Below are 11,895 nucleotides of genomic sequence, written 5' to 3' on the forward strand. Positions count from 1 at the left end.
ATCCATATATGCGGCTAAGGCTCAACGGGCGTGCGGCGGGTGTACGGCGGGTGCGCTCAGTCGCGTGCGCGGCCGCGCTCGAACGCCCGCCAGTCCCTCTCCAACTGCCACTGGAGGGCGGCCTTGGGGCTGGCGGCCAGGAACCTCCGGCACGCGGCGCCGGGCCGCCGGTCCGGGTCGGGGGTGTCGTTCCGGCAGGGCGCGGCGAAGGTGTCGTACCGGTCCTGCTCGCGCCAGAGGTTCGCCCCCTCGACGAAGGCGTGGTCCAGCGAGGCACGCGCGGAGGTCCGCAGCTCCTCCATGCCCAGACGCTGGTCGGTGACGCCCAGCCGGAAGACGTCGGTGAGGCCGCTGCGGCTGACGCCGGGGTCGTCGGTGGCCAGGGCGAGGGGCACCCCGGCGTCGAGATAGGTGTGCAGGGGGTGCCGGTCGCCGCTGACCAGCAGGATCTGGGCGTGGCTGATCAGGGGGGCCTCGACGAGGACGTGCCGTGCGCGCATCCGGGCGGCCAGGCCCTGGTGCCCGCGCTCGTCGAGGAGATCGACACCGTGGCCGATACGGTCGGCGCGCGCCACGTCTACGGCCTGGGCGATGTGGAAGGCGAGATCGCGGCCGCCGACCCCGTTCAGGCCTTCGACCAGCTCACCGGCGTGCAGGCTGACGTGGACGGACGGGGCGCGGGACTTCAGAAAGCCGATCATCCGCATGTGCAGGGTGTAGTCCCGCAGGGCGATCGGGGCGTCCTCGGGCTGGACCATGTTCACCCCGACGACCCGGCCGATCCGGCGGCGGGCGAGTTCGAAGCCGAGGATCTGCTGGGCGAAGACGTGGCGGGCGGCCTGGGCGCGGCCGACCTGGTAGTCGAAGCGGATGACGACGGAACAGGCCTGCGGCGCGGGCGCGCGGTCGCAGCCGAGGAGCTTGCGGTAGTCGCGGAAACTCCGGTCGTAGGCGGCCGCTGCCTCCTCGACGATCTCCTGGAACCGGGGATCCCGCGTGAGGACCCGGTGGAACTCCGCCAGTCCGGACGGGCCGGGGTCCGCCGGGCGCACCCGGTCGACCAGCCGCTGGAGCGGCTCGGCCGCCACGGTCACCAGGGTCTCCACATAGGCGGTCCGCTCCCGCGCGGCGACCCGGGCCACTTCGGCCAGCATGTCCGCGTCGTGCCCCGCCTCCGCCTCGGCGAACTTCCCGAAGGTGGCGAAGAAGTGGTTGTGCCCGGGCTGCGGGTCGCCGTCTGACGGCAGGACGAACCCGCGCATCGACCAGGCCCGGACGACCGCGCGGCGGAACGGCCCGGGGGGCACGGCGTCCTGGGCGGGCCGCTGCCCGGTGGCGCACGGCTGGGGTCCGGGGGTGACGACGTACGTGGTGGTGTCGACGCACTTGCGGTCGCGGGCGGCGTACCCGATGAGGGATTCCGCACGGACGGCACCGCCGAGGTGATGGTGCAGGTCACCGCCCTTGGGGAGGTCGCGCAGGAGGCGGGTGAGGTCGGTGGGGGTGCTGCGGTCCAACTGCTGTTGTGGGCGGCTTGGTTGGCGGTGGTCCGGCCCGGCGGCCTCCGCCACCCCCGGCAGCACGCTCACGGCCAGCCCGAGCGCGGTCGCCCCGGCCAGCACCGACCACCGGCGCCGCAGTCTCTTCTCCATGACCTGCCTCTCTCCCTCCCCCGTTCCCGGCCCCCATACTCACTACGGGGTAGCACCGGAACCACCCGACGCGCGCACGGCGGGCCCCCGTGTGGCCGACACGCGGCGGTCGTCCCGCACCGGGGAGCCCGCCACTGGCTACGGTGATCCGCGTTCCCCGCCGCCACTTCCGCCGACATCACCCGGAGGCACCCGTGAAGATGCTGATCAACGTGGCCGAGACCGTCGTCGCCGACGCGTTGCGCGGGATGGCGGCCGCGCATCCGGAGCTGACCGTCGACGTGGAGAACCGGGTGATCGTGCGCCGGGACGCGCCGTTCGCCGGGAAGGTGGGGCTGGTGTCCGGGGGCGGATCGGGGCACGAGCCGTTGCACGGCGGGTTCGTGGGGCGCGGGATGCTCGCCGCCGCGTGTCCCGGCGAGGTGTTCACCTCGCCCGTGCCGGACCAGATGGTGCGGGCCGCGGCCGCCGTGGACAGCGGGGCCGGGGTGCTGTTCGTCGTCAAGAACTACACCGGCGACGTGCTCAACTTCGACATGGCCGTGGAGCTCGCCGAGGACGAGGGCGTACAGATCGCGAAGGTCCTCGTCGACGACGACGTCGCCGTGACCGACAGCCTGTACACCGCGGGGCGGCGCGGCACCGGGGCCACCCTCTTCGTGGAGAAGCTCGCGGGCGCGGCGGCCGAGGAGGGCGCGCCCCTGGAGCGGGTCGAGGCGATCGCCCGCCGGGTGAACGCGAGTTCACGCAGCTTCGGCGTCGCGCTCAGTGCCTGCACCACCCCCGCCAAGGGCGGTCCGACCTTCGATCTGCCGCCCGGTGAGCTGGAGCTCGGCGTCGGCATCCACGGTGAGCCCGGGCGGGAGCGGCGGGCCATGATGACCTCCCGGGAGATCGCGGACTTCGCCGTGGACGCGGTCCTGGAGGACCTCAAGCCGTCAAGTCCCGTACTGCTCCTGGTCAACGGCATGGGGGCGACCCCGCTCCTGGAGCTGTACGGGTTCAACGCCGAGGTGCACCGGGTGCTGGCCGAGCGGCGCGTCCCGGTGGCCCGCACGCTCGTGGGCAACTATGTGACCTCCCTCGACATGGCGGGCTGCTCGGTGACGCTGTGTCAGGCCGACGAGGAACTGCTGCGGTTGTGGGACGCGCCGGTGAACACGCCCGCGCTGCGGTGGGGTTGCTGACCCCCGTGGGCCCGTGGTCCCGGCTCGGCCTCCCGTCCGTACAAACCACGCCCCCACACCTCACGTCCGTACTCCCCACGCCCGTACACCCCAAGTCCGTACACCTCAAGGAGGGCCCGTGCTCGACGCCGCTTTCTTCCGCCGCTGGATGACCGTGACGGCCTCGGCCGTGGACCGGGAGGCGGCGCGGCTGACCGAACTGGACTCGGCCATCGGCGACGCCGACCACGGCGCCAACCTCCAGCGCGGCTTCACGGCCGTCACCGCCGTCCTGGAGAAGGAGGCGCCGGACACCCCGGGCGCCGTACTCGCCCTCGCCGGGCGGCAGTTGATCTCGACCGTGGGCGGCGCCTCCGGACCGCTGTACGGGACGCTGCTGCGCCGCACCGGCAAGGCGCTCGGCGACCGGGCCGAGGTGAGCCGCGAGGAGCTCGCCGCCGCGCTGGGCGAGGGCGTGGCGGCGGTGGCGCAGCTGGGCGGGGCAGCCGCCGGGGACAAGACGATGCTGGACGCGCTGCTCCCGGCCGTCGAGGCGCTCGGTGAGTCCTTCGCGGCGGCGAGTGCGGCAGCGGAGGCCGGGGCGCTCGCGACCGTACCGCTCCAGGCCCGCAAGGGCAGGGCCAGCTATCTGGGCGAGCGTTCCATCGGCCATCAGGACCCGGGGGCGACCTCGTCGGCGCTGCTCATCGGGGCTCTCCAGGAGGCCGCCGCGTGAGCGGGAGCGCGGGCGGGCTCGTCGGGGTCGTGCTCGTCTCCCACAGCGCGGAGGTCGCCGCCGCTGTCGCCGCGCTCGCGACCGGTCTCGCGGGCGGGGGGACGACCGCTCCCGTCGCGGCCGCGGGCGGGACCCCCGACGGCGGCCTCGGCACCAGCTCCGAGCTGATCGCCGAGGCGGCGGCCGCCGTCGACCGGGGCGCGGGCGTGGCGGTCCTGGTGGACCTGGGCAGCGCGGTGCTCACCGTGAAGGCGCTCCTCGCCGAGGGCGACGAGCTGCCGGAGGGGGCGCGGCTCGTGGACGCCCCCTTCGTCGAGGGCGCGGTGGCGGCCGTCGTGACCGCCTCGGCCGGGGCGGACCTGGACGCCGTGGAGGCGGCCGCATCGGAGGCGTACGGCTACCGGAAGGTGTGACGAGAAGGTGTGATCCGCGGCACGTGTGCGAGGGCCCGGCGGGACGTTCCCGCCGGGCCCTCGGGCGTCCGGCCCGCGAGCGCCGGGGCGCCTTTATGCAACTTGTTGCACAAGCGCTCCCCGTGCTCTACAACTGGAGCGACGACACCGCCGTACCTGGAGGCGCCCCGATGAGCGACTACCCCCACCTGCTGAGCCCCCTCGACCTGGGCTTCACCACCCTTCCCAACCGGGTGCTGATGGGGTCCATGCACATCGGGCTCGAAGAGGCCGAGAACGGTTTCGAGCGGATGGCGGCGTTCTACGCCGAGCGGGCGCGCGGCGGGGTCGGCCTCATGGTCACCGGCGGCATCTCCCCCAACGACGCCGGCCGCCCGTACGAGGGCGGCGCCAAGCTCACCACCGAGGCCGAGGCCGCCCAGCACCGCACGGTCACCGACGCGGTGCACGCGGCGGGCGGTCGGATCGCGATGCAGATCCTGCACTTCGGCCGGTACGCCTACCACCAGGGCCTGGTGGCGCCGAGCGCGCTCCAGGCCCCCATCAGCCCCTTCGTGCCGCACGCCCTGACCGACGACGAGGTCGAGCGGACCGTCGAGGACTTCGTCCGCGCGGCCGAGCTGGCGAAGTCCGCCGGGTACGACGGCGTCGAGATCATGGGCTCCGAGGGCTATCTGATCAACGAGTTCATCGCGGGCGCCGTGAACCGGCGCACCGACCGCTGGGGCGGCTCGTACGAGAACCGGATGCGCTTCCCCGTCGAGATCGTCCGCCGTACGCGGGAGCGGGTCGGTGCGGACTTCATCCTGATCTACCGGCTCTCCATGCTGGACCTGGTGCCCGGCGGCTCCACCCTGGAGGAGGTCGTCACGCTCGCCAAGGCCATCGAGGAGGCCGGGGCGACCCTCATCAACACCGGCATCGGCTGGCACGAGGCCCGCATCCCGACCATCGCGACCTCGGTGCCGCGCGGCGCGTACACCTGGGTGACCAAGAAGCTGATGGGGTCCGTCTCCATCCCGTTGATCACCAGCAACCGCATCAACACCCCCGAGGTGGCCGAGCGGTTGCTCGCCGAGGGCCGGGCGGACATGGTGTCGATGGCGCGGCCGTTCCTGGCCGACCCCGAGTTCGTCGCCAAGACGGCCGCCGGGCGCTCCGAGACCATCAACACCTGCATCGGCTGCAACCAGGCCTGTCTGGACCACACCTTCAGCGGGAAGATCACCTCCTGCCTGGTCAACCCGCGTGCCTGCCACGAGACCGAGCTGGTCCTCTCCCCCACCAGGCGCCGCAAGAACCTCGCGGTGGTCGGCGCGGGCCCGGCCGGGCTCGCCTTCGCGGTCTCGGCGGCCGAGCGCGGCCACGCGGTCACCCTCTTCGACGCGGCCGCGGAGATCGGCGGCCAGCTGAACATCGCCAAGCGGATCCCCGGCAAGGAGGAGTTCGACGAGACGCTGCGCTACTACCGTACGCAGCTCGAACTGCGCGGCGTGGACGTCCGGTTGAACACCACGGCGACCGCCGGTGAGCTGACCTCCGGCGGCTACGACGAGGTCGTCGTCGCCACCGGCGTGACGCCCCGCACCCCCGAGATCCCCGGCTCCGACCACCCCAGCGTTCTCACCTACCTGGACGTGCTGCGCGACGGCGCGCCGGTCGGCGAGCGGGTGGCGATCGTCGGCGCGGGCGGCATCGGCTTCGACATGGCCGAGTTCCTCACGGACGGCGGCGACGCGGCGAGCCTGGACCCCGAGACGTACTTCCGGCAGTGGGGCGTCGACACCTCGTACGAGGAGCGCGGCGGGCTGCGCGCGCCCGAGCGGCCCAAGCCGCCGCGCACGGTGCACCTGCTCCAGCGCAAGACCTCCAAGGTCGGCGCGGGTCTGGGCAAGACCACCGGCTGGATCCACCGCACCGAGCTGAAGCACCGGGGCGTGACGATGGTGCCGGGCGTCGGCTACGACCGCATCGACGACGCCGGGCTGCACATCACCGTCGACGGCACCTCCACGGTGCTGCCGGTGGACACCGTGGTCCTGTGCGCGGGGCAGGAGCCGCGCCGCGACCTGTACGAGGAGCTGTCGGCGGCGGGCGCCACCGTGCACCTGATCGGCGGCGCGGACGTGGCCGCCGAGCTGGACGCCAAGCGCGCCATCGACCAGGGCACCCGGCTGGCGGCGACCCTCTGACGGCGCTCGGGCCGGGCGGCGGAATCTAGGATGCGGTCATGTCCCTCCCGCACGCGATCCTGACCGCCCTGCTCGAAAAGCCCTCCTCGGGGCTGGAGCTGACCCGCCGGTTCGACAGGTCGTTCGGCTTCTTCTGGTCCGCGACGCACCAGCAGATCTACCGCGAGCTGGGCAAGCTGGAGCAGTCCGGGGCCATCCGCGCACTGCCGTCCGAGGCCCCGGCGCGCGGCCAGAAGAAGGAGTACGAGGTCCTGCCCGCGGGCCGCGCGGAGCTCGCCGCGTGGGCCGCCGCCGGGCAGGACCCCCGCCCCATGCGGGACCCGCTGCTGCTGCGGATGCGGGCGGCGGCGGTGGTCGGCACGGACGGGCTCACCGCCGAGCTGCGCCGCCACCTCGACCTGCACGAGCGGCAGTTGGAGATGTACGAGGGGATCGAGCGGCGGGACTTCCCGCCGGAGCGGGACAGCGAGCAGGACCGGCTGCGGCACCTGGTGCTGCGCGGCGGCATCGAACTGGAGACATTCTGGATCCGCTGGCTGACGCAGGCGCTGGATACGGTGGACGGGGAGGAGTGAGCCCGGCCCCCGCGGGACCGGCCCCCGCGAGCCACGCCCCGTGAGCCGGTCCCCCGCGTGACGGACGAGCACCCCCTCCACAGGCGTTGTATTATGCAACTAGCCAGTGAGAGGACCAGCCGTGCCCAGCCGAGACCAGTCGGTCACCACCATCCAGCGGGAGCTGACCGCGTTCGCCCGCCGCGCCCGGGCCGCCGCCGCGCGGATGCACCCGGAGCTGTCCCTGGTCTCCTTCACGCTGCTGTCCCACATGGAGGACCAGCAGGGGTGCCGCGCGACCGACCTCGCCACGTACTACATGCTCGACAAGTCGACGATCAGCCGGCAGATCGCGGCCCTGGAGAAGCTGGGGTTCATCGAGCGCCGCACCGACCCGGCCGACCACCGCATCCAGCTCCTCCACCTCACCGCCGCCGGCACCGAGAAGCTCGCCGAGGCGGCGGTGCTGCGCCGGCACGCCTTCCACGAGCGCCTCGCGGACTGGGAGGAGGCCGACCTCGAACGGTTCGCCGCCTATCTGCTCCGCTACAACAGCACGGCTCCCGACGGGAGTTGACCGCTCGGGGAGCTACCTCGCTCCCCCGCCCGGCGTGACCAGCCCCGACTCGTACGCGAGCACCACCGCCTGAGCCCGGCTGGCGAGGTCCAGTTTGCTCATGGCCCGGTTCAGATGGGTCTTGACCGTCGCCTCGCTGATGAAGAGGTGGTCGGAGATCTCCAGGTTCGACAGGCCGCGCGCGGTGAGCTTGAGGACCTCGGTCTCGCGGGCGGTGAGCGCGTCCAGGTCCGCCGAGAGGTGCGGCGAGCGCTCGACGGGCCGCGCGAAGGCCTCCACCAGGCGCCGGGTGACGCTCGGCGCGAAGAGGGTGTCGCCGCCGCCGACCGCCGCGACCGCCGTGAGCAGCCGCTCCGGCCCCGAGTCCTTGAGCAGGAACCCCGAGGCACCGGCCCGCAGCGCGGAGTACACGTACTCGTCGAGGTCGAACGTGGTGAGGATGAGGATGCGCGGCGCCGGGTCCTCGGCGTCCGCGAGGATCCGCTCGGTGGCGGCGATGCCGCTCATCCCGGGCATCCGGATGTCCATCAGGATCACGTCGGGGCGGGTCCGCGCCGCCTGGGCGACCGCCTCCTCGCCGTCGCTCGCCTCGCCGACGACGTCGATGCCCGCCGCTCTCAGCAGCGCGACCAGACCGGCCCGGACGAGGAACTGGTCGTCGACCACGAGTGCCCTGGTCATGGCAGCGCGTCTTCCCCCTGTGTCATACGGGCCGTGTCATACGGGCTGGGCCGATGTCGGCAGGAGCAGCCGGACCTCGAAGCCTCCCTCGCTCCTCGGGCCGGTACTGATCGTGCCGCCGTAGAGCTTGGCTCGCTCCCGCATTCCGATCAACCCATGTCCACTACCCGATCGGTTTCCGACCGGATTCGCTCTCGTACCCTCGTTCACGACGGCGAGCGAGACATGGTTCCGCTCGTAACAGACTTCCACGGTCGTCCGTGCGCCGGGCGCATGTTTCAGGACATTGGTGAGCGCCTCCTGCGCCACCCGGTACGCGCACAGGTCGACGCCGGGCGCCAGGGTCCGCGCCTGCCCCTGGACCCGCAGCTCGACCGGCAGACCTCCGGCCCGCAGCCGCTCCACCACGTCCGACAGACGTGACAGGCCCGGCATCGGAGCCGACGGCTCGCCGTCGAGGTCCTCGGCGCGCAACACGTGCAGCATGCGCCGCAGTTCCTCCAGGGCCTCCTGGCTGGTGGCCGAGATGGTACCGAGCGCGCCGCGCGCGGTGGGCGGGTCGGAGTCGAAGACGAAACGGGCCAGACCCGACTGGACCGATATCACCGACATGTGGTGGGCGATGATGTCGTGCAACTCCCGTGCGATCCGGCCGCGTTCCTCGGCCACCTCGCGCCGGGCCCGGGCTTCTTGCTCCTTGGCGAGCTGGTCGGCGAGCTTGGTGGAGCGGCGGGCCACCCGGCCGAACCGCCAGATGACGGCCGGGACGGCGAGGGCCTGGACGACCACGGACGGCATGGAGTCGCTCCCGGCCCGGAACCCCGCGAACAGCCAGACCGCGCCGAGCACCCCGGCGCAGCTGACGGAGGTGCGGGCGGGGCGGGTGGCGGCGACGGTATAACACGCGATCATTCCGCCGTATGTGCCCACGACCGGCCAATTCCCCAGCGCGATATAGAGCGTCCACGTCGCGATGACGAAGAGGCACACGCCCACCGGCGCCTTGGAACGGAACGCGCACGCCATGTTGATGACCACGGCGAGCCCGTATCCGAGCAGGTCGAGCGGGGGCTGCCCCTGGCTGGCGGCCTCCCGGCCCAGCAGCACGGCGACACACGTCTGTGCCAGCGCGATGAACACATCGGCGGCAACGGGGCGGATCCGCATTACCGCAGCCTAATTGCAGGTCAGACGCGCGGCGTCAACCGGTTGCGGTGCACGGACTACCGCAGAAGTTGTAGACGGATCCACTCCTTCCGCAGCGGTCCGAAACCCGTTTGTCACAGCCGCCCGCCGGTGTTGGAGTGGGCGCATGGACAACGAAGACGTGCTGGCCCTGTTCGACCGGCAGATGCGCGAGACCTCGCCGCCCGACGGCCCCGGCGCCCGGGTCGAGCGCGTGGGCCGGGTCGTGCGGCAGACCGGGCCGGATCCCGTCTGGAACGGCGTCCTCTGGTCGGACCTCGACGAGGAGTGCGCCGACCGCGAGATCGCCGAGCAGGTACGGCACTTCGCCTCGCTCGGCCGCGAGTTCGAGTGGAAGCTGTACGCGCACGACACCCCGGGCGACCTCGGCGAGCGGCTGCTGGCGGCCGGGTTCACGGCCGAGCCCGCCGAGGCCCTGATGGTCGCGGAGAGCAAGGACCAGACGGGCGCGGTGGCGCTGCCCGAGGGCGTCGAGCTGGTGCCGGTGACCGACAGGGCCGGGGTCGCGCTGATGACGGCCGCCCACGAGCAGGCGTTCGGCCAGGACTCGTCCCTGCTCGCCCGGCGCATGGAGCTCCAGCTCGCCGAGGCCCCCGACACCCTGGTAGCGGTGGTGGCGATGGCCGACGGGGTGCCGGTGAGCGCGGCCCGTATGGAGCTGATCCCGGGGACGGAGTTCGCCGGGCTGTGGGGCGGCGGCACCGCCGAAGCCTGGCGCGGCAAGGGCATCTACCGGGCGCTGGTCTCCTACCGCGCCCGCGTCGCCGCCGAGCGCGGCTACCGCTTCCTCCAGGTCGACGCCTCCGACCGGAGCGCCCCGATCCTGCGCCGCCTGGGCTTCGCCCGGCTGAGCACGACCACGCCCTACGTCCACCAGCCGTGACCGGGGCGCCCGTTGGCGCTCAAAAGTTGGCGCTCACCAACAGGCCTCAGCGGGCGTACACGGCGACGAAGTCGCGGGTGGCCTGGTTGTAGTAGCGCTCCGGGGGGTTCTCGAAGTCCAGGATGTTGGTGGGCACGGGGTCGTCCGGGGTGCGGCCGCCGTCGTAGCTCATGAAGGACGGCCAGGCGCGGTTCATGTCCAGGGGCATCGCACGGACCGCGCCCGCGCGCTCCATCAGCTCGGCGAGCGTACGGGCCGAGAGCGCCTGGCCGACGACCATGATCACATCGCCCTCGGCGGTGACGCCGACGCCGGAGCGGGCCACGTACATCCTGCTCTGGTCGGTGGCGCCCCACTTGGAGTCGTTGTCGATGTCGGGCACCACCCGGCCGCCGTCGACCATCAGGTCGAGGCACTGGCGCACCCCGACGACCTCGGGGGTCATCCGCACGTCCCGGCCCCAGACGCCGACGCGGATCGAGCCGTCGCGGTAGAAGACTTCGGAGGCGGCGCCGTCGCGGAGCTCGCCGACGGTCTTCCCCGCGAGGTGGAAGCCGCCCCGGGAGCCGCCGTCGGTGATCTTGAAGCCGCCGTTCCAGGACGCCACCAGTCCGGTGCGCTGCCCCTTGGGGATGCTGGGCGGGACGGCGAATGACCCGCCCGGCTCGCGCAGTCCCGGGTGCAGCCGGAAGCGTGAGTCCTTGGCGCTGATCCAGGCGACGGCCGCCTCGTACGAGGTGTGGGCGGCGTCGGGGCGCACATAGGTGCCCTGCACGATCGGGCGGCCGTGAGCCGAGGCCAGTGCACGCCAGACGCCCTCGCCGGGCAGTGCCGGGGCGACCAGCGGCCGCATCGGGGCCCGGAGCGGCGGCCCGCCGCGCGCCGCGACCGGCGGGGCGACGGCCGCCGCGCGCATCCGGGCAAGGGACTCGCTCGGCAGCGAGCCGCCGACCTTCGGCGGGTCCATCTCGTACTGGAGGTTCTCCAGCTTGTCGACGACGAAGCCCAGCTCGTGCTCGCGGGCCCAGCCCGCCAGGCGCGCCGCCGTGCTGTCGTCACCCGGATAGGTCAGTGCCTCGCCCACCGACCAGCCCACGGTCCCGGCGCCGAGCACGCACACCGCCAGCGTGGACCGGACCGCGAGGCGGCGCCGGCGCCGCTGGGACGGCGTCAGATCGCGGCGGTGTCTCCACGGCAGCAGTCGGCGACGGGCCATGGCGCTCCCTCTCCGAGGTGGTTCCGGGATCCGAGGTGGTTCCGGGCGGACACGCGTCCGAAATGCCCAGATATATGTCTTCTTTCTGCTATAACCCGATCGCCCGGAGCCCAATCAGCCCGCACACTGGTCGCCATGGCCGAGAAACGCAGCGCGGGGCTCCTCCTCTACCGGACCGCAACGACCGGCGTCGACGTGCTGATCGGGCATATGGGCGGCCCGTTCTGGTCCGGCCGCGACGAGGCCGCCTGGTCGATCCCCAAGGGCGAGTACGGCCCGGAGGAAACTCCCGAGGCGGCGGCCCTGCGCGAGTTCGAGGAGGAGCTGGGGCTGCCCGCCCCGGAGGGCACCCCGGTGCCGCTCGGCGAGTCGCGGCAGGCCAACGGGAAGGTGGTGACGGTCTGGGCGCTCCAGGCCGACCTCGACCTCTCGGGCGTGGTGCCCGGCACCTTCACCATGGAGTGGCCCCGGGGCTCGGGCGTGCAGCAGGAGTTCCCCGAGATGGACCGCTTCGCCTGGTTCGCGCCCGAGGACGCGTCGCCCCGGCTGGTGGCGGGGCAGCGGGTCTTCCTCGACCGGCTGGCCGCCTACCTCCAGGAGTCCGGCCGCACCTGAGAGG

At 72.9% G+C, this 11,895-nt stretch carries 12 protein-coding genes; 8 read left to right on the plus strand and 4 right to left on the minus strand.

Annotation, left to right across the window (positions count from 1 at the left end):
- Positions 1-56: 56 nt before the first annotated feature.
- Positions 57-1,652, minus strand: coding sequence for an adenosine deaminase (locus BX283_RS07415; protein ID WP_101386848.1), 1,596 nt, complete (start codon positions 1,650-1,652; stop codon positions 57-59).
- A gap of 194 nt (positions 1,653-1,846) precedes the next feature.
- Between BX283_RS07415 and dhaK the strand changes: the two genes are divergently transcribed.
- The 6 genes from dhaK to BX283_RS07445 all read left to right on the plus strand — a co-directional run bounded on the left by dhaK (position 1,847) and on the right by BX283_RS07445 (position 7,290).
- Positions 1,847-2,839 carry a dihydroxyacetone kinase subunit DhaK gene (gene dhaK / locus BX283_RS07420; protein WP_101386849.1) on the plus strand — a complete coding sequence of 331 codons (993 nt, stop codon included), beginning with the start codon at positions 1,847-1,849 and terminating at the stop codon, positions 2,837-2,839.
- Positions 2,840-2,957: 118 nt separating this feature from the next.
- Positions 2,958-3,554, plus strand: a complete 597-nt coding sequence (dhaL, locus tag BX283_RS07425) for a dihydroxyacetone kinase subunit DhaL (protein ID WP_101386850.1) — start codon at positions 2,958-2,960, stop codon at positions 3,552-3,554.
- On the plus strand, positions 3,551-3,967 hold the full coding sequence (locus tag BX283_RS07430) for a PTS-dependent dihydroxyacetone kinase phosphotransferase subunit DhaM (protein WP_101386851.1): 417 nt from the start codon (positions 3,551-3,553) through the stop codon (positions 3,965-3,967). The genes dhaL and BX283_RS07430 overlap by 4 nt, the downstream gene beginning before the upstream one ends.
- Before the next feature lie 170 nt (positions 3,968-4,137).
- The gene (locus BX283_RS07435; RefSeq protein ID WP_101386852.1) at positions 4,138-6,159 is read left to right on the plus strand and encodes an NADPH-dependent 2,4-dienoyl-CoA reductase; all 2,022 of its coding nucleotides are present in this window, start codon (positions 4,138-4,140) and stop codon (positions 6,157-6,159) included.
- A gap of 38 nt (positions 6,160-6,197) precedes the next feature.
- The gene (locus BX283_RS07440) at positions 6,198-6,734 is read left to right on the plus strand and encodes a PadR family transcriptional regulator (protein WP_101386853.1); all 537 of its coding nucleotides are present in this window, start codon (positions 6,198-6,200) and stop codon (positions 6,732-6,734) included.
- Positions 6,735-6,855: 121 nt separating this feature from the next.
- Positions 6,856-7,290 (plus strand): MarR family winged helix-turn-helix transcriptional regulator, encoded by a 435-nt coding sequence (locus tag BX283_RS07445; RefSeq protein WP_257582169.1) that lies wholly within the window; start codon positions 6,856-6,858, stop codon positions 7,288-7,290.
- Positions 7,291-7,302: 12 nt separating this feature from the next.
- Here BX283_RS07445 and BX283_RS07450 read toward each other — a convergent pair whose 3' ends face one another.
- Positions 7,303-7,971 (minus strand): response regulator transcription factor, encoded by a 669-nt coding sequence (locus BX283_RS07450; RefSeq protein ID WP_101386854.1) that lies wholly within the window; start codon positions 7,969-7,971, stop codon positions 7,303-7,305.
- A gap of 36 nt (positions 7,972-8,007) precedes the next feature.
- Complete coding sequence (locus BX283_RS07455) at positions 8,008-9,138, minus strand: sensor histidine kinase (protein ID WP_101386855.1); 1,131 nt, start codon at positions 9,136-9,138, stop codon at positions 8,008-8,010.
- 145 nt (positions 9,139-9,283) lie between these two features.
- Here BX283_RS07455 and BX283_RS07460 point away from each other — a divergent pair, with 145 nt between their 5' ends.
- On the plus strand, positions 9,284-10,060 hold the full coding sequence (locus BX283_RS07460) for a GNAT family N-acetyltransferase (protein WP_101386856.1): 777 nt from the start codon (positions 9,284-9,286) through the stop codon (positions 10,058-10,060).
- A 46-nt stretch (positions 10,061-10,106) separates the two neighbouring features.
- On the opposite strand, the gene BX283_RS07465 is transcribed toward BX283_RS07460, so the two are convergent.
- The gene (locus BX283_RS07465; RefSeq protein ID WP_101386857.1) at positions 10,107-11,276 is read right to left on the minus strand and encodes a phosphodiester glycosidase family protein; all 1,170 of its coding nucleotides are present in this window, start codon (positions 11,274-11,276) and stop codon (positions 10,107-10,109) included.
- Between the two features lie 135 nt (positions 11,277-11,411).
- Here BX283_RS07465 and BX283_RS07470 point away from each other — a divergent pair, with 135 nt between their 5' ends.
- Positions 11,412-11,891, plus strand: a complete 480-nt coding sequence (locus BX283_RS07470; RefSeq protein ID WP_101386858.1) for an NUDIX domain-containing protein — start codon at positions 11,412-11,414, stop codon at positions 11,889-11,891.
- Positions 11,892-11,895 lie beyond the last annotated feature (4 nt).

The sequence above is a fragment of the Streptomyces sp. TLI_146 genome, from assembly GCF_002846415.1.
GTDB lineage: Bacteria > Actinomycetota > Actinomycetes > Streptomycetales > Streptomycetaceae > Streptomyces.

Bases quoted from the DNA above. Each gene is read 5' to 3' on its own strand.
- BX283_RS07415 (WP_101386848.1), bottom strand. From the start codon at position 1,652: ATGGAGAAGAGACTGCGGCGCCGGTGGTCGGTGCTGGCCGGGGCGACC.
- BX283_RS07435 (WP_101386852.1), top strand. From the start codon at position 4,138: ATGAGCGACTACCCCCACCTGCTGAGCCCCCTCGACCTGGGCTTCACC.
- BX283_RS07440 (WP_101386853.1), top strand. From the start codon at position 6,198: ATGTCCCTCCCGCACGCGATCCTGACCGCCCTGCTCGAAAAGCCCTCC.
- BX283_RS07450 (WP_101386854.1), bottom strand. From the start codon at position 7,971: ATGACCAGGGCACTCGTGGTCGACGACCAGTTCCTCGTCCGGGCCGGT.
- BX283_RS07455 (WP_101386855.1), bottom strand. From the start codon at position 9,138: ATGCGGATCCGCCCCGTTGCCGCCGATGTGTTCATCGCGCTGGCACAG.
- BX283_RS07460 (WP_101386856.1), top strand. From the start codon at position 9,284: ATGGACAACGAAGACGTGCTGGCCCTGTTCGACCGGCAGATGCGCGAG.
- BX283_RS07465 (WP_101386857.1), bottom strand. From the start codon at position 11,276: ATGGCCCGTCGCCGACTGCTGCCGTGGAGACACCGCCGCGATCTGACG.
- BX283_RS07470 (WP_101386858.1), top strand. From the start codon at position 11,412: ATGGCCGAGAAACGCAGCGCGGGGCTCCTCCTCTACCGGACCGCAACG.